Source organism: Ruegeria sp. CDSC002, assembly GCF_059610905.1.
The window spans coordinates 43,423-60,958 of record NZ_JBXWOM010000006.1 but is presented as its reverse complement, the minus strand read 5'-3'; the positions used below and the strand labels follow the sequence as shown (position 1 = coordinate 60,958).

The following is a 17,536-nucleotide window of genomic DNA, read 5'->3' as shown; positions in this document are numbered from 1 at the left end:
CCATTGCGGTGGCCGGGTAGGCGGACTATTTAAAGACGCAACTCAGGCAGCTTTGGACCCGTCCTCATGTCCCTTAATCACGTCCGCCCGTGGCGCAATATCTACCGCCGCAAATCCCGCCAGATCATGGTTGGAAATGTTCCGGTCGGGGGCGACGCACCCATTGCTGTCCAGACGATGACGAACACCCTGACAACGGATGTTGCCGGGACCATTGCGCAGGTTCAGGCCGCAGCAGAGGCGGGTGCCGATATCGTGCGGATTTCCGTCCCTGATGAGGCGTCATCGAAAGCACTAAAAGAGATCGTGCGCGAAAGCCCGGTTCCTATCGTGGCCGACATCCACTTTCACTATCGGCGCGGTATCGAAGCTGCCGAAGCGGGTGCCGCATGCCTGCGCATCAACCCGGGCAATATCGGCGATGAAAAGCGTGTGAAAGAGGTTATCAAGGCCGCGCAGGACCATAATTGCTCGATCCGCATCGGGGTGAACGCCGGTAGTCTGGAAAAGCACCTGCTTGAGAAATATGGCGAACCATGCCCCGAGGCGATGGTCGAAAGCGGGTTGGAGCATATTCGTATGCTGCAGGACAACGACTTTCACGAATTCAAGATAAGCGTGAAGGCCAGCGACGTCTTCCTGTCGGCCGCGGCCTATCAGGGCATTGCCGAGGCCACGGACGCGCCGATCCACTTAGGCATCACCGAGGCTGGCGGACTGGTGTCAGGCACCATCAAATCGGCCATCGGGCTGGGTAATCTGCTGTGGATGGGTATTGGCGACACGATCCGTGTCAGCTTGTCCGCTGACCCGGTCGAAGAAGTAAAAGTGGGCTTTGAGATCCTGAAATCTCTGGGCCTGCGCCATCGCGGCGTGAACATCATCTCGTGCCCCTCCTGCGCGCGGCAGGGGTTCGACGTGATCAAAACGGTCGAGGCGCTGGAACAGCGTTTGGAACACATAAAAACACCGATGAGCCTGTCGATCATCGGCTGCGTAGTGAACGGACCGGGTGAGGCGCTGATGACCGATGTCGGTTTCACCGGAGGTGGCGCTGGATCGGGTATGGTTTATCTGGCAGGCAAGGCCAGCCACAAGATGTCGAACGACCAGATGATTGATCACATTGTTGATGAGGTCGAAAAGAAGGCCGCTGAACTGGATGCCGTGGCTGAGGCGGCGGAATAGTTAATGTCACTGACCCTCGGGTCAATTCAGACGGCGGGCATTTGTTGCGTTGCGCAGTGAATACCGCCACCAAATTCGCCTAAAATATCAACGTTTAGTGCCACAACTTCGCGCCCCGGGTAATGCCGGGACAAGGCGTCGCGCGCGATGGTGTCGGTTTCTTTGTCACCAAATTGGGCCATGATGACCGCGCCATTGCAAACATAGTAGTTTGCATAGGACGCTACGAACTCTGGATCTTTGATCCGTCTTCTGATCGGTTCCGGAATGACGTCTACTTGTAAGCCTTCCGCGACCAATCGGTCATGGGTGTCCAACGCCGCAAGGTGGAAGGGGTCCTGAAAATCAGGTTCGTCCGGAAGGTTGACCAGAACACGACCCGGTCCAGTAAAGCGTGCCAGACTGTCGATATGGTAGTCGGTGATGTCTTCGCCCCAAACACCCTCGGACCAAATCATGCGGTTTGCTCCGTAGGCAGCCAAAAGTTTGGCTTCGATCTCGTTGCGAGACTGGCCTGGGTTGCGATTGTCATTCACCCATGAGCTTTCATGTGCAATGAGCAGGCCGTGCCCGTCTTGCTCAACACCTCCACCTTCACCGTTCAGGCCGGAAGGAAGAAGCGGCAAGCCCAGTCGTTCGGCAACGCGACCAGCGACACGAGCATCCTGTTTATGTGCTTGCTTCTCACCCCAGCCATTGAACTGGATTTTGCGGATCGCCATGTCACCGGCGTCAGAAATCAAAAAGATCGGTCCGGAATCCCGGCACCAAAGGTCTTCGGTTGGGACGTCCCACAATTCAACTTCCGTTGAAAGTTTTTCACGCGCTGCCGAATGCTGTTCGGCGGCAGCCAGCATCGTCACCGGTTCAAATGGCGATATCGCATTGGCAATATCGGCGATCGTTTGCTGCACCAGATCACGCAAGTGGGCATCTGGATACACATTGCGGCTTACCGGCCACTGCATGAAAGTGCGTTGGTGTCGCGTTTCTTCCGCCGGAACAAAATAGCCCAAACCAGCTTGGGCAAAAGGTTGCTGTGTGACACTCATTAACCCAATCGCCCCGCCGGACAGCAGAACTTCCCTACGCTTCATTGTGAAAACCCCAATAGGCTGTTGGGTGAAGAGCACCTCAGCGAGAGGTGCTCATTGTTCATCAACCCTGTTCTGCGCGCACACCGTCCGCAATCTGCTTCATCTGATCCGCTGGCAGGAACCCACGCAGCATCTCGGTGCCCAGAACAAATGAAGGTGTTCCCGAAATCTGCATACGCTGCGCCAGCGCACGGGTCTGACCGATTTCATCCGTAACCTGCTCGCTGTCCATGGCCGCAATGATCGCATCGCTGTCCAGGCCGAGGCCATCCGAGATCCGGCGCAGGGAGACTTCGGAAGGCTCTCCGCCGAATTCCATCAGCGCGTCATGGACCTGTTTGTAGGCGTCAGCGCCAGCCACATGTTTGGTTGCGACCGCAAAGCGCGAAGACAGGACCGAGGCGTCGCCCAAGATCGGGAATTCCTTGATCACAAGGCGGATGTTGCCATCTTCGGCCAACAGGCTCGCGACTTCGGGCACGGCGCGGCGACAGTAGCCGCAGCGGTAATCCATGAATTCGACCAGAGTGATGTCGCCATCCGGGTTGCCGCCAACCCAGCTATAGCCGTCGTTGAACAGCTCGTCCGCATTGGCGGCGACCAGTTCCTTGTCAGCAGAAGCTTCGGCAGCAGCGTTGCGCTGTTCAAGAATGTTGATCGCTTCGATGATCACTTCGGGGTTTTCCAGAAGGTACTCGCGCACCTGCACACCGAACTGCTCGCGTTCGGCATCGCTCATGGTGCTCAGGTCTAGGGCCTGCGCGGGGCCGGTGATCAGGGAAAGCCCCAGAAGGGCGGGTGCAGCATGTCTGAGGATCATTTCCGGTTCCTTTTCTTTTTCTTCGCTCGTTCCGAGGCAATCAACACATCCTGTGCCCGTTGCCAACCAGGTGAACCTTCGGGCAATTGCCCGACGGCGCGTTTTGCGTGAATGCCTGCATCGACCAGGCGGCCTTGCAGGGCATAGCGTTCTGCGGTCACGGCCGAGGCCATGCCGTTATTTCCGACCTTGGCATAAGCCATTCCAAGATCCTGCATCAGTCGTGCATTGCGATAGTCCCGCGCGCGCGCCTTTTCAAGCATCTTCAGGGCGTCGGCCGTCTGCCCATCTGCCAGCAAGGCGCGCCCGTACCCCGCCAGAATCAATGGATCATTCGGAGACATCTCAACCGCCTGTCCATAAGCTTTAATTGCGTCGGGCAATTTTCTGTTTTCCAGCAGAATCTGCCCTTTTAGTTCATAAAAGAACGGATCATCGGGCCGGATTTCCAGCGCGCCGTCGATCGCTGTCCTTGCGCGCGCCAGATCGCGGTTCTGATGGTGGGCGGCAGCTTCGCGCATCAGGCGTATGTCCTGCGCGCTTTCCTCTTTTAACCGGCGTAAGGTCCAGCCCGGCGAACGCAGGAAGGCCGATAGCTTGCCCTTGACCCGCGCGAACCAGTAGTCGGCGTTGGGGTTTGGTGACGCATGATCGCTGAACTCGCCCACAAACGCCTCAGCGGCGCGCAGCCGTTCGCGGCTGGTGGGATGGGATCGCATATAGGGGTCTTGGTTGGCGGTGTTCAGCAACTCCTGACCTGCAAACTTTTGGTGAAGGGCAACCATCCCGTTGGGTGAGATCCCCGCCGCGCGCAGGTAGCTGGCCGAACTGCGGTCGGCCGATGCCTCTTCTGCCCGTGTGTGCCCAAGAAAACTGCGCAGGGCAGACGCGGATGTGCCAGCGGCGATTCCCGCTGCGGCCTCGCCACCACCTGCGGCTGCGGCGATTAGGGCCAGCGCAGTGCCCAGCTGGGCTTTGCGCTGTGCGGCGCGCATGTTTTCAACCCGTCTGGCCAGATGGCCGTTGGCGATATGAGCCGCCTCATGCGCGATCACGGCTTGCAGCATCTCGGGGCTTTCGACGGTCAGGATTAGCCCGTAATTTACGTATATTGCGTTGTAATCAATGACAAATGCGTTGAACGTGCTGTCATTGACGACCAGAATTTTCACCCGATTGGTGTTTAGCCCGGCGGCCCGCAGAATGGGAAAGGCCAATTCGCGCAACCCGTGCTCGATATCGGGGTCGCGGATCAGGCTTTGAGCGCTGGACTGAAACGCACTGCTCAACCATGTCACTGCAATCAGCAACAGGGCCGGGATTGACGCCAGCTTGGATAAGCGTTCAAAAGCCATGGCTGCAACATGGGAGATGGGCATGAGAAACTCAACCCGATCCGGGGTCGATCCCTTCATCGTGATGGATGTGATGGAGGCCGCGCGCCGCGCTGAAGAGGCCGGGCGGCACATCATTCATATGGAGGTCGGCCAGCCGGGAACGGGCGCGCCCAAAGGGGCCGTTCAGGCCCTGGCCAGAGAAATGGATCAAGGCCCGCTGGGCTATACCGTGGCTTTGGGTCTGCCCGCGCTGCGGCAAAGGATCGCAAGCCTGTACGGTGAGTGGTATAACGTCGATCTCAACCCCGACCGCGTCGTGATTACACCAGGGTCGTCCGGCGGGTTTCTGCTGGCTTTCACTGCCTTGTTTGATAGCGGCGACCGCGTAGGTATCGGCGCGCCGGGCTATCCCTCTTACCGGCAAATTCTGAAAGCGTTAGGTCTGGTCCCTGTCGATCTGCCCACCGCACCCGAAAACCGGCTGCAACCCGTGCCATCCGATTTCGCAGGGCTCGACCTGCAGGGCCTGATGGTTGCGTCGCCTGCGAACCCCACGGGCACGATGCTGGATCACAGAGCCATGGGCGCGCTTATTGACGCCGCTCAAGGGCAGGGCGCTTCGTTCATCAGTGATGAGATTTACCATGGGCTGGAATATGAGGCCAAAGCCGTCACCGCGCTGGAGCTGACGGATGACTGCTATGTGATCAACTCGTTTTCCAAGTATTTCTCGATGACCGGCTGGCGCGTTGGCTGGATGGTGGTTCCCGAAGATCAGGTGAGGGTGGTTGAGCGGATCGCTCAGAACATGTTCATCTGTGCGCCGCACGCCAGCCAAGTGGCTGCGCTGGCGGCAATGGACTGCAACGATGAATTGCAGGCCAATCTGGATGTTTATCGCCGCAACCGCCAATTGATGCTGGACGGGCTGCCCAAGGCCGGTTTCACCAATATCGCGCCGCCAGATGGGGCGTTTTATGTCTACGCCGACGTCTCGGACCTGACCGACGACAGCCGGGCCTTTGCGGCCGAGGTGTTAGAAAAGGCGGGGGTAGCCGTCACGCCGGGGCTGGATTTCGACCCGCTGCGCGGTCATACAACGCTGCGGTTTTCATACGCGCGATCGACGGCGGACATCGAAGAGGGTCTGCAGCGCCTGCACCGCTTTATGGCGGATCGCGGTGCGATCACGGAACAGGCCTGAGCCGTTCACAACGGGCCCCGGATGCGATAGAGTGCCAGACAAACGATCTCGGGAAAACTTGAGGCCATGAGCAGGATCATTTACGCCATTGCGCTGTTTTGGGTGCTGTCGACTGCCGCCGTCGCGCATGACTTCAGCGCGCTTGCGCGCGTGTTGCCGGATGACAGTCGCATTGTGGACGAAGGTCGCGCAGGGGTGAGGGTCGATCTGGGCCTCAGCCAGGGCGTGCCTTACCGCGTGTTCACATTGCAAGATCCCTACCGCATGGTGCTTGATTTTCAAGAGGTTGACTGGACAGGACTTGACCGCGAAGCGCTTCTGCAAACCGATCGTATCAGCGGTGTTCAGTTCGGCGCGTATGTTCCCGGGTGGTCTCGGATGGTTCTGGAGCTTGGCGCGCCTTTGGCCGTCGACCGCGCCGAAATGAAAATTGATCAAACGGGTGGAGGCGCGCAACTGTCGCTGCTTCTGCAAGGAACCGATTTCGATTCATTCGCCGCTGGCGCAGGCGCACCCCGTCAACAAGGTTGGGATTTGCCCGAACCCGCGGTGACAGCGATTCAGTCGCGCCAGGGCGGGGCAGGCGCGTTGCGGGTCATGCTTGACCCCGGCCATGGCGGTATTGACCCGGGGGCCGAGGCCGACGGATTGGACGAAAAGACCCTGATGCTGACCTTCGCGCGCGAGCTTCGCGAGCATTTATTGCGGACCGGAGGGTTCGAAGTGGTGATGACGCGGGTTGATGACCAATTCGTCTCGCTCGAACGGCGCATCGCGTTGGCGCATCGGGCCGGTGCCGATGTGTTTATCTCATTGCATGCGGATATCCTGTCCGAAGGGCGGGCGCATGGGGCCGCAGTTTATACTTTGTCGGACGAAGCATCTGATGTGGCCAGTGACAAGCTGGCCGAGCGTCATGACCGGGGTGACCTGATCTCGGGGATCGATCTAAGCGGTGCGGATGACCAGGTGGCCGATATTCTGCTGGATATCGCGCGGCAGGAAACCAAGCCCCGAACTGATGCGCTGGCCCGTGCGCTGGCGGATGGCATGACACAACAGGGCGGCCCGATGAACAGCAGGCCGATCCGCACGGCGTCCTTCTCGGTTCTCAAGGCAGCGGATATTCCTTCGGTTTTGGTCGAGCTTGGGTTTCTATCCAGTCCCCGGGACCTGCAGAATATCAGAAACCCGGAATGGCGCGTTGGAATGGCGCAGGGCATTGTCGATGGTCTTAAGAAATGGCGGCAGGACGACCTGATCAAAAGATCCCTGATTGGTCAGTGACCCTGCGACGTAAACCGGCTATTATTGGCCATCGTGTTTTGACCCTGCGCCGGGCCATCACTATATAGGCGTCACCGCGAGTAAAAGGCAGTAACGTGATCCGTTTCATTCTTTCGATTTTCGGGGCGATCTTCAGCCTCGTGACATTGGGTATCTTCATGGCCGCGCTGGTCGTCGGCGCGATCTTCTGGATGTATGGGCGCGACCTGCCCAGCCATGAATCGTTGGCGCAGTACAAACCGCCCACGATCAGCCGAATCTATTCGGGCGAAGGCCAGTTGATCGACGAGTTCGCGCAGGAACGTCGTCTGTTCACACCGTCCGAAGAGATTCCCGATCTGGTGAAGCAGGCGTTTATCTCGGCAGAGGACAAGAATTTCTACACCCACCAGGGTTACGATCCGCGCGGTATCATTGCCGCTGGTGTTGAGGCGGTGAAGTCCAAGGGTGAAACCGTTCGCGGTGCATCGACTATTACACAGCAGGTAATGAAGAATTTCCTGCTGTCCGGCGACCGCCGCGCCGAGCGGAAAATCAAGGAAATCATCCTCGCCACCCGGCTTGAGGATACGCTGGACAAGGAACAGATCCTCGAACTTTACATGAACGAGATCTTTCTGGGTCAGAACTCCTATGGTGTGACCGCCGCCGCACAGACCTATTTCAACAAGACCCTGCAAGAGCTGGAGCCGCATGAGGCCGCGACATTGGCCGCGATGCCGAAGGCGCCGTCGGACTATCATCCGGTTCGGCAAAAAGAGCGTCTGCTTGCACGTCGGGACTATGTTTTGCGCGAGATGAACCAGAATGGGTATATCGATCAGGCGACCTATGAGGTCGAAGTCGAAATGCCCCTCCGCTCGGTCCAGAATGGCGATTTCGAGAGTTTCCGCACCGCGCTGCCGCCGCGTGACTATTTCACCGACGAAATCCGCCGCCAGCTGAGCGACGATTTCGGCGAGGGTGAGTTCTTTACCGGCGGCTTTGCTGTCCGCGCCTCAGTTGACGAGGAAATGCAGCTTGAGGCTGCCAAGGCCCTGCGCACCGCGCTGCAAAAATACGACCGCTCGCGCGGGAAATGGCGCGGGACGGGTGAGGTTATTGCGGAAGAAAAACTGACCGACGAATCTCAGTGGCGCGAAGCGTTGGCCATCATAGAAATCCCCCGTGACGTTGTGCTTCCGACGCAGTGGTATCCGGCTGTTGTGATGAACGTGGGTGAACAGCAATTGGCCGTGGGGATCGAGGACGGCCCGGCTGACGGCATCATCCCACGTTCCGATATCAAATGGATGCAAGGTGATTTCGCGGCGAACTTCAAACGTGGCGACGTCATTCTGGTTATGGCCGGGGAAGAAGGCCAGTGGTCTGCACGTCAGGTGCCTGAAGTGCAGGGTGGCTTTGTTGCGATGGACGTGAACTCGGGCCGTGTTCTGGCGATGCAGGGTGGGTTCTCGTATCAGGATTCGGTGTTCAACCGCGCCACGCAGGCACAGCGCCAACCGGGTTCCAGCTTCAAACCTTTCGTCTACGCGGCTGCGCTGGACAGTGGTTATAGCCCCGCAACTATCGTTGTGGATGCCCCGATTGAGGTGAACACGCCCCAAGGTCTGTGGCGGCCCAAGAACTCGTCGAACAAATTCTACGGCCCAACGCCGCTGCGCACGGGGATCGAACAGTCACGGAACCTGATGACCATTCGTCTGGCGCAAGAGGTGACTATGCCTGTTGTCGCTGGCTACGCGGAACGGTTTGGTGTCTATGACCGTATGGGTGCGTTCCTGGCGAACTCGCTGGGGTCGGAAGAAACCACGCTGTACAAGATGGTCGCCGCCTACGCGATGTTCGCCAACGGCGGTGAGCGGGTGGAGCCCACTCTGGTCGACCGTATTCAGGATCGGTTCGGCAAGACGATCTATCGTCACGACGACCGTCAGTGCTTGGATTGTAACTCGGCCTGGCTTGAGCCGGACGAGTCGCCCACCATCGAGACCAATCGCTCTCAGGTCATGGATGCGATCACCGCGTATCAGCTGACGTCGATGATGAAAGGTGTGGTGGATCGTGGGACCGCGTCCAGTGTTGTCAATCTGCCGGTGCCGACTGCGGGTAAAACGGGTACGACGAACGAATCCAAGGATGCGTGGTTCATCGGCTTCACCTCGAACATCGTTGCTGGTTGCTATATCGGTTATGACCGCCCGCGTCCGATGGGGCGGGGGGCCTATGGGGGCACGTTGTGCGGACCAGTGTTTCAAAGCTTCATGGAGAAAGCGGTCGAGAAATACGGGGGCGGGCCGTTTGATGTGCCTGAAGGTGGCCACTTCATCAAGATCGACCGCTTCAGTGGCGCGCGCCTGCCTGCCGATGCTTCCGGTGACTATGTTGTGGCTGAATATTTCCGCGATGGCGTCGACGGCTTTATCGACCGTGTCTATGACGGTGGCTTTGCGATGGGCTCCGACCTGCCTCTGTTCGAAGAGGCCAACTCTGGCCGTCAGGTCACCACGTCGACTGGCAACACAATCACTGTTGGCCCCAACGCCAGCCAGGGTGATCTGCAGGGTGGCGGTCTTTACTGATCCGCTACCTGCAGGAGTAGGTTCAACAGGTCTTCTTCCGGGTCATTTGTGACGGTGCCATCTGCGCGCCAGAAGATCGACAGAGCACATTTTGCGGCTGCCCATTGGGCAAGTCGTATTTCGTTAACCCGCATGGCGGTCGCGTATAGCGCTAGGCCAGTTTCAATCTGTTCAGGGCGCCGAACCAACTCTGGCATGCCTTTTGGGTGGCGTAGGGCATTGGCCAGCTCAAAAGCGGGATCGCCGATGTACCCCTTGGCGTCAAAGACCCGATGCCCGGCGGGTGTTGCGATCACGTTGTCATGATGCAGATCCCCGTGCAGCGGAACAACCATATCCTGCGTGTCCAGAAGGTGACGGCCAATGTTGATCGCTTGCATCATGTCGCGCCTTAGCCGGGTCGGGCAATCATCTGAGAATTGGCAATCTAAAATTGGCGCGAAGACTTCCTGAAGCGGTTTCAGCCGGGTCGTGTCGATGGTCGGACTTTGGTGCAGTCGATCCGCTGCCGTCGCCAGACCGCCTACCGCATCATCCGGGCGGCCAGACCGCGCGATGTCCCCAAGCGATGGCCCTTCAAGCCATTCCGTCAAAACGGCGTTGGGCGCCTCGGCCAGTATGTGCACAGCGCCCCGGTTACGCCACAGATGCATCAGGTGCGGACCAGCTGCTTCATTACCACGGTTTGGGCGGCGATAGATCTTGATGGCGGCAAGCGTGTCGTCCAAAGTCCGGACCTTCCACACCTGTGCATGCCCGGTATCCGCGACGGGCTGTGCGTCTTCCAATTCCCATCTGGTCAGAAACTCGTTCAGCGCGTTTTGCATTCCCGTGTCGCCCGTCTTGTGGTGGCCCGCGCCTCTTGCTATCACGCAGGCCTGATTGAGCAAGTTGGGACAAGACCATGCGCGCCGAAACCCAGAACACCGTGGCGGAAATCGAAAAGTCACTGGAGCTGCTGGCGCAGCGCATGGACTATGAGACCGCCCCTCATCGTCTTGAGGAATTCAACGCGCGGGTCGAAGATCCCAACCTGTGGGACAACCCCGAGAACGCGCAAAAACTGATGCGCGAACGTCAGATGTTGTTGGACGCTATTGAGACCTACGAATCCATCAAGACCGATCTGAGCGACAATATCGAGCTGATCGAACTTGGTGAGATGGAAGAGGACGAAGAGGTCGTCACCGACGCCGAAGACGCCATTCAGAAATTGGGGGCGAAGGCCGCCAAGAAAGAGCTTGAGGCGCTGCTGGACGGCGAGGCCGACGGCAATGACACCTTCCTTGAAATCAACTCGGGTGCCGGTGGCACCGAAAGCTGTGACTGGGCCTCGATGCTGGCGCGGATGTATGTCCGCTGGGCTGAGAAGAAGGGGTACACTGTCGAGCTGCAGTCCGAGACTGCGGGCGAAGAGGCTGGCATCAAATCCGCCGCCTACAAGATTTCGGGTCACAACGCCTATGGATGGCTGAAATCCGAAAGCGGCGTGCATCGTCTGGTGCGTATTTCGCCATTTGACTCGGCAGCCAAACGGCACACTTCGTTCAGCTCGGTCTGGGTCTATCCGGTGGTCGACGACAATATCGAGATTGAGGTGAACCCGTCCGAAATTCGCATCGACACATATCGGTCTTCGGGTGCGGGCGGTCAGCACGTGAACACCACGGATTCGGCGGTTCGAATTACGCACATTCCAACCGGGATCGTCGTGACCAGTTCTGAAAAGTCGCAACACCAGAACCGCGATATTGCCATGAAGGCCCTGAAATCGCGCCTGTATCAGCAGGAATTGGACCGTCGCAACGCGGACATTAACGCGGCACATGAGGCCAAAGGTGATGCGGGCTGGGGCAACCAGATCCGGTCTTATGTTTTGCAGCCCTATCAGATGGTCAAGGATCTGCGCACCAACCATGAGACATCCGACACCAAAGGTGTACTGGATGGCGACCTGGATGGGTTCATGGCTGCCACCCTTGCGATGGATGTGGCGGGCAAGAGCCGCTCCGAGGCACAAGGCGACGGCTGAGACGCCGCAAGGGGGCGCTGCCCCCGTCTCCGAAGGCGGAGACTCCCCCGGGATGTTTTTGGCCAGATGTAGCTGATCCGTGCACTGCGGTGTGCGTGGTAAAAGGTATATGTAAAACACGGGTTTAAATGGGGTTGCGGCCTCGCTAGGCTGATCGCGACTTGGTAACACTGAATGCGATGGGTCCCGGATGGATTTAAGTCAGACAACCGCAACTGCCTTGTTGGCGGCGCTTTCGGCCCGGCGTCTCTTAGCCGCTGATCTGATGCGTGAAACCTTGGATCGCATTGCGGCGGTCAACCCGCCTCTGAATGCGATTGTTGCGCTGCGCGATGAAGAGGCGCTGATGGCCGAGGCGCGTGCGCTGGATGCGGGGTCAGTGACGGGCCCGTTGCATGGGCTGCCGATCGCGGTCAAAGATCTGGTGAATGTCGCCGGAGTGGTGTCGTCGCAAGGATCACCGCTGTATCGCGATCATGTACCCGAACATGACGATCTGATAGCCGCACGGATGCGGGCGGCCGGCGCAATCCTGATCGGTAAAACAAATACGCCAGAGTTTGGCTTGGGCTCGCACACGTTCAATCCCGTTTATGGCGCCACGCGTAACCCATATGATCGCTCTAAGACATGTGGTGGATCATCGGGTGGGGCAGCCGTTGCGCTAGCCACCGGGATGGTGGCGCTGGCGGATGGCTCTGACATGATGGGCAGTCTGCGTAATCCGGCGGCCTGGAACAATGTCTATGGGTTTCGCCCAAGTTGGGGACGTGTGCCGCCGGAACCTGTGGGCGACGTATTCCTTCACCAACTGTCCACGCTTGGCCCAATGGCACGAGCCCCGGAAGATCTGGGTGTGTTGTTGGATGTGATTTCAGGGCCGGACCCACGGCATCCTGCAACCCCGCACAATGCTGCGGTGTCCCCAGTTCAGGCGGCCGATCTGGCCGGTATGCGGATTGGCTGGCTGGGCGACTGGGGCGGGGCGTTCCCGTTTGAGGATGGTATTTTGGACCTGTGCCAGGATGCGCTGTCCGTTTTTGTACAGCAGGGGGCGCAAGTTGAAGCTGTTGCGCCGCCCTTTGACGCGGAACGCATATTCGAAAGCTGGTCGACCTTACGATCCTGGAGCGTGGCGGCAAGTCTGGCCCCTCAGTCTGAACAACGGGCGCAGTTGAAGGACACAGCGCAATGGGAACTTGACCAGGGGCAAGCCCTGACGGCGATGCAGGTGCATAAGGCGAGTGTTGTACGATCGGATTGGTTCCGGCGCGCGGCTGAACTGTTCGAAGGATTTGATGCGTTGATCCTGCCGTCTACTCAAGTCTGGCCGTTTGAACTTGAGCTTCCGTATCCCACCGAGATTGCCGGTAAAAGCATGGATACCTATCACCGCTGGATGCAGGTCATGATTCCAGTCAGCTTGATTGGCTTGCCGTGTCTGTCGGTGCCGGTAGGGTTTGGGGCAGGTGGGTTGCCGATGGGCATGCAGGTCTTTGGCCCACGCGGCGCGGATGCGAGTGTATTGTCAATCGGGGCCGCGTATCACGACGCGACCGGGTGGCCACAAAACCGACCGGCTTGAGGAGAGCGCCGGAAACAGGAGGAGAGACAGAGCATGGAAAAACCCTTTGGGGTTCCGGATATGGGACCTGTGGATACCGGAATGCTGCGCGAGGCGTTGCGCCGTGCCTGGGCTGATTTTCGTCGGGCACCTGTTTTTGGCCTGTTGTTCGGTGGGTTCTATGTGTTGGCTGGCTTGGCCATGGCGTGGGTCACGGTGCAGACGCAGACGTCATTCTGGCTCGTGCTGGCCACCATAGGGTTCCCATTGCTCGGCCCTTTTGCGGCAGTAGGGTTGTATGAGGTGTCACACCGGTTGGAACAGGGTGAGCCTTTGGATTTCAACGAGGTTTTCGGCGTTGTCCTGCAGCAGAGCCGTCGTCAATTGCCATCCATCTGCGCGATTATCGTGGTGATTTTCCTGTTCTGGTTTTTCTTGGGTCATATGATCTTTGCGTTGTTCATGGGGCTGTCGACCATGACCAACGTCTCCAGTTCGCTAGAGGTCTTTATGACGCCCAATGGCCTGACTATGCTGGCCGTCGGCAGCATCGTGGGGGCCATTTTCGCGCTTATTCTATACATGATCACCGTCCTTTCGATCCCGATGTTGCTGGACCGGGAACTGGACTTCGTGACTGCGATGATCGCCAGTTTCAGCTATGTCCGGTCGAACCCGAAGATCATGCTGGGGTGGGGTGTGTTCGTGGCCGTCGTGACGTTTGTGGCCATGATCCCGTGGTTTTTGGGGCTGTTGATCGTCTTGCCTTTGCTGGGGCATGCCAGTTGGCACCTGTACCGCCTGATAACTTTGGCGGGGGGCGAGAAAGACGCCTGAAAGACTTATGCGGCGCTTTGCTTGAACCGTCTGGCAGCGCGTGCTGCAGGCAGGGCAGCCTTGGCCTGAGTGCCCAGGTAGTTCAGCGAGATCCGGCGCATTGTGGTCGCCTGAGCGTTGGTTTTGGACAGGCAAATTGCAATCCCGCGCCACCGCTCGGAATTTTCTTCAGCGCCGCGGGTCACAAGGTAGATGCGACTGTTTTGGGCCGCACGGCTGGACATAAGGATAAAAATCTGGCGCCCGGCGCAAGCTGCAATACCCTGCACCTCACGTCTGGTGGTGTCGGCCGGTATCCCGTCATTTTCGGGCTCATAGCTGCGCACCAGCGTGCATTGCGGCAAACGGCGCGTGTGGATCAGCCGGTGCCTGGTCGCAGGAGATCCGTCCAGCCCCGTTTCCGTCGCATAGTAAAAGCCCGCCGGCAGCAGGTTTTCGGTTAGCGTTGAGGGACCGGATCCTAGGAATTCAGTCAGGGCAGAGGCAGCCGGATGTTCGGGAGGCGTTTCAATTTCCTCCAAAGGCCGCAACAGGATACGGGCGTCGACCTCAAAAAACCGGCACATGCGATCCAGAACATCGGGGCGGGGAAAGCTTTCACCCGCCAGATACCTGTTAAATTGGGTCCTGTTGATGCCCAGTTGGCGGCACAGTTCGGACACGGACGAATATTGCCGCGACAATTGTCGCAGATTGGCACCGAACATCCGGCGCAATTCATCAGGACTGCGGATACTCATGGTCATTTCTGTCCCAGGTTCCAGAGTGTCATTCCAAAAAGTGCGACGCACCCGACCTTTTGGCCGTTCGTGCATTCTCAATCGTACTGGTGACCCTAGCTGGCGCATCCCAACACCACGCTACACCTCCAAAGTTAACGTCGGGGCAGGCAAACGCAATAGGCTTTACATCAATTTGTATGATCTTTTTGGGTGGCCATGTTCATAGGCAACATACCGTTGCATTGATTGAATATGTCCTGAGACTGCGCCTCGCCCCGGTGTCAAAAGGGGGGGCGAGGCGAAAAAGTCAGTCGCCGCGCAACAGGGCGGCCACGCCGGTGCGCGCAATCTCGACAAGGCCCAGCGGGCGCATCAGATCGGCAAAGGCGTCGATTTTGTCAGGGGCACCGGTGATTTCGAAAATGAACGAATTCAACGTGCTGTCGACGACGCTGGCGCGAAAGATATCGGCCAGACGCAGCGCCTCGACCCGCTTGTCGCCCGCGCCGACAACCTTGATGATCGCCAGTTCCCGCTCGACCGAGGGGCCTTCGACAGTCAGGTCGTGAACCTCGTGTACCGGAACGATACGGCCCAATTGGGCTTTGATCTGTTCGATCACCTGAGGGGTGCCGGTGGTGACGATGGTAATCCGGCTCAGGTGGCCAGTGTGATCCACCTCGGCGACGGTCAGGCTTTCGATGTTGTAACCCCGGCCCGAGAACAACCCGATCACCCGGGCCAGAACACCCGGTTCGTTTTCGACCAAGACAGCAATCGTATGGCGTTCCTGCACGTCCGAAAACGTGGGGCGTAGGTTATAGGCGGAATGGCGCGTTGCACCTTTTTTGATATGTAGGGCAGACATTTATGTCCCTTTCATAATCCTGTGATGGTCGGGTGCGGTGCACCCGACAAAATCTGTCAAATTGTGTCAGACCAGAACCGAGCCTTTGGAGTCGATCACGCCCTGTGTCTCGGCCTCGCCCAACAGCATTTCGTTGTGCGCCTTGCCCGACGGGATCATGGGGAAGCAGTTCTCGTGCTTTTCGACCAGACAGTCAAAGATCACCGGACCGTCATAGTTGATCATCTCCATGATGGCGTCATCCAGATCGGCCGGATCGGAACACAGGATGCCCTTGGCCCCGAAGGCCTCGGCGAGTTTGACGAAATCGGGCAGGGCCTCGGACCAGGAATGCGAGTACCGCTCGCCATGCAGCAGTTCCTGCCACTGACGAACCATGCCAAGGCGTTCGTTGTTCAGAATGAATTGTTTCACCGGCAGGCGATACTGTGCGGCGGTGCCCATTTCCTGCATGTTCATCAGCCAAGAGGCTTCGCCCGCGACGTTGATAACCAGCGCGTCAGGGTGCGCCATCTGCACACCGATGGAGGCCGGGAAACCGTAGCCCATTGTGCCCAATCCGCCCGAGGTCATCCAGCGGTTCGGATCTTCGAAGCCCAGATACTGCGCGGCCCACATCTGATGCTGACCGACCTCGGTGGTGATGTAACGGTCGTGCTTTTTGGTCAGCTCTTCCAGCCGTTCAAGCGCGTATTGCGGTTTGATCGTCTTTTCGCTGTTGGTGTATGCCAGACAGTTCACTTTGCGCCATTCGGTGATCTGATCCTGCCACTTGGCAACCGACGCCTCATCTGTCTTGCGGCCACGCGCTTTCCAAACCTTCAGGATGTCCTCCAGCACATGTGCAACATCGCCGACAATCGGGATATCCACGCGGATCACCTTGTTGATCGAGGACGGGTCGATGTCGATATGCGCCTTTTTTGAGTTGGGCGAGAACGCGTCAATCCGCCCAGTGATCCGGTCATCGAACCGCGCGCCGATGTTGATCATCAGGTCGCAGTCATGCATCGCCAGATTGGCCTCATACAGACCATGCATGCCCAGCATGCCCAACCAGTTTTTGCCCGACGCCGGGTAGGCACCCAGACCCATCAAGGTTGAGGTGATCGGGAAGCCGGTCGCATCAACCAGTTCGCGCAGCAACTGGCTGGCGGCTGTGCCGGAATTGATGACGCCGCCGCCGGTGTAAAAGACGGGCTTCTTGGCGGTCTCAATTGCGGCGACCAGTTCAGTGATCTCCTCCAAATCGCCTTTCACTATCGGTTGGTAGTGCGAGGTCGAGGGCTTTGGAGCGCTATAGTCACCGGTTGCGAACTGAACGTCCTTGGGGATATCGACCAGAACCGGACCAGGGCGGCCCGAGGTGGCGACATGGAATGCCTCGTGCATCGTGTCGGACAGCGAGTCCGTGTCCTTGACCAGCCAGTTATGCTTGGTGCAGGGGCGGGTGATGCCGACGGTGTCCGCTTCCTGGAACGCGTCCGAGCCAATCATGAACGTCGGAACCTGTCCGGTCAGAACCACAATCGGGATCGAATCCAGCAGCGCATCCGTAAGGCCGGTCACAGCGTTTGTCGCGCCGGGGCCAGAGGTCACAAGGGCAACGCCGGGCTTGCCGGTCGAGCGGGCATAGCCTTCGGCCGCGTGAACCGCGCCTTGTTCATGCCGCACCAGAATGTGACGAATATCGTTTTGCAGAAAAATCTCATCATAAATCGGTAGCACAGCACCGCCGGGGTATCCGAATACCGTGTCCACGCCTTGATCCTTGAGGGCCTGAACTACCATCTTTGCGCCGGTCATCTCACGTGTCATCTGCTTTGCTCCGTTCGCGACATGTGTCTTGCGTTTGACAAAAAAAAGCCCCCGAGATTTTCGGAGGCGCATGGGTTCGATTATGGTTTACCGTTACCGGCCCATGCGCGTGGTTCCTACGATTACGACTAGCGTTCTCATCGCCAGAGGCTCCTTCTTTGCGTGCAGGGACATTATGAG

14 protein-coding genes are annotated in these 17,536 nt (G+C 58.4%); 7 read left to right on the top strand and 7 right to left on the bottom strand.

What is annotated here, in order from left to right:
- Positions 1-66: 66 nt before the first annotated feature.
- Complete coding sequence (gene ispG, locus AC2FJE_RS12340) at positions 67-1,188, top strand: flavodoxin-dependent (E)-4-hydroxy-3-methylbut-2-enyl-diphosphate synthase (protein ID WP_496754380.1); 1,122 nt, start codon at positions 67-69, stop codon at positions 1,186-1,188.
- Positions 1,189-1,214: 26 nt separating this feature from the next.
- Here ispG and AC2FJE_RS12335 read toward each other — a convergent pair whose 3' ends face one another.
- The 3 genes from AC2FJE_RS12335 to AC2FJE_RS12325 all read right to left on the bottom strand — a co-directional run bounded on the left by AC2FJE_RS12335 (position 1,215) and on the right by AC2FJE_RS12325 (position 4,484).
- Entirely contained in the window at positions 1,215-2,285 is a 1,071-nt protein-coding gene (locus AC2FJE_RS12335; protein ID WP_496722583.1) for an agmatine deiminase family protein, read from the bottom strand.
- Between the two features lie 61 nt (positions 2,286-2,346).
- Positions 2,347-3,105, bottom strand: a complete 759-nt coding sequence (locus AC2FJE_RS12330; protein ID WP_282151464.1) for a DsbA family protein — start codon at positions 3,103-3,105, stop codon at positions 2,347-2,349.
- Entirely contained in the window at positions 3,102-4,484 is a 1,383-nt protein-coding gene (locus AC2FJE_RS12325) for a M48 family metalloprotease (RefSeq protein ID WP_496754374.1), read from the bottom strand. Before AC2FJE_RS12325 ends, AC2FJE_RS12330 begins: the two co-directional genes overlap by 4 nt.
- Here AC2FJE_RS12325 and AC2FJE_RS12320 point away from each other — a divergent pair.
- From AC2FJE_RS12320 to AC2FJE_RS12310, 3 genes are all read left to right on the top strand, one after another.
- Positions 4,483-5,646 carry a pyridoxal phosphate-dependent aminotransferase gene (locus AC2FJE_RS12320; RefSeq protein ID WP_496754372.1) on the top strand — a complete coding sequence of 388 codons (1,164 nt, stop codon included), beginning with the start codon at positions 4,483-4,485 and terminating at the stop codon, positions 5,644-5,646. The genes AC2FJE_RS12325 and AC2FJE_RS12320 overlap by 2 nt on opposite strands.
- Before the next feature lie 66 nt (positions 5,647-5,712).
- Entirely contained in the window at positions 5,713-6,933 is a 1,221-nt protein-coding gene (locus tag AC2FJE_RS12315) for an N-acetylmuramoyl-L-alanine amidase (RefSeq protein ID WP_282169378.1), read from the top strand.
- Between the two features lie 95 nt (positions 6,934-7,028).
- Positions 7,029-9,515 (top strand): penicillin-binding protein 1A, encoded by a 2,487-nt coding sequence (locus tag AC2FJE_RS12310; RefSeq protein ID WP_282169379.1) that lies wholly within the window; start codon positions 7,029-7,031, stop codon positions 9,513-9,515.
- On the opposite strand, the gene AC2FJE_RS12305 is transcribed toward AC2FJE_RS12310, so the two are convergent.
- Positions 9,509-10,342 carry an aminoglycoside phosphotransferase family protein gene (locus AC2FJE_RS12305; RefSeq protein WP_496754367.1) on the bottom strand — a complete coding sequence of 278 codons (834 nt, stop codon included), beginning with the start codon at positions 10,340-10,342 and terminating at the stop codon, positions 9,509-9,511. The two genes, AC2FJE_RS12310 and AC2FJE_RS12305, sit on opposite strands and share 7 nt — an antisense overlap.
- A 77-nt stretch (positions 10,343-10,419) precedes the next feature.
- Here AC2FJE_RS12305 and prfB point away from each other — a divergent pair, with 77 nt between their 5' ends.
- The 3 genes from prfB (at position 10,420) to AC2FJE_RS12290 (ending at position 13,948) form a co-directional block, all read left to right on the top strand.
- On the top strand, positions 10,420-11,547 hold the full coding sequence (gene prfB, locus AC2FJE_RS12300) for a peptide chain release factor 2 (protein WP_496754366.1): 1,128 nt from the start codon (positions 10,420-10,422) through the stop codon (positions 11,545-11,547).
- A 190-nt stretch (positions 11,548-11,737) separates the two neighbouring features.
- Positions 11,738-13,132: an amidase gene (locus tag AC2FJE_RS12295; protein ID WP_496754364.1), complete on the top strand. Its 1,395-nt coding sequence runs from the start codon at positions 11,738-11,740 to the stop codon at positions 13,130-13,132.
- Positions 13,133-13,165: 33 nt separating this feature from the next.
- On the top strand, positions 13,166-13,948 hold the full coding sequence (locus tag AC2FJE_RS12290) for a DUF2189 domain-containing protein (protein ID WP_058273967.1): 783 nt from the start codon (positions 13,166-13,168) through the stop codon (positions 13,946-13,948).
- Positions 13,949-13,953: 5 nt separating this feature from the next.
- Here AC2FJE_RS12290 and AC2FJE_RS12285 read toward each other — a convergent pair whose 3' ends face one another.
- From AC2FJE_RS12285 to AC2FJE_RS12275, 3 genes are all read right to left on the bottom strand, one after another.
- Positions 13,954-14,688: a helix-turn-helix domain-containing protein gene (locus AC2FJE_RS12285; protein WP_234998957.1), complete on the bottom strand. Its 735-nt coding sequence runs from the start codon at positions 14,686-14,688 to the stop codon at positions 13,954-13,956.
- A gap of 289 nt (positions 14,689-14,977) precedes the next feature.
- Positions 14,978-15,538 carry an acetolactate synthase small subunit gene (gene ilvN / locus AC2FJE_RS12280; RefSeq protein WP_058273965.1) on the bottom strand — a complete coding sequence of 187 codons (561 nt, stop codon included), beginning with the start codon at positions 15,536-15,538 and terminating at the stop codon, positions 14,978-14,980.
- Positions 15,539-15,604: 66 nt separating this feature from the next.
- Positions 15,605-17,356: an acetolactate synthase 3 large subunit gene (locus AC2FJE_RS12275; RefSeq protein WP_058274261.1), complete on the bottom strand. Its 1,752-nt coding sequence runs from the start codon at positions 17,354-17,356 to the stop codon at positions 15,605-15,607.
- Between the last annotated feature and the right edge of the window lie 180 nt (positions 17,357-17,536).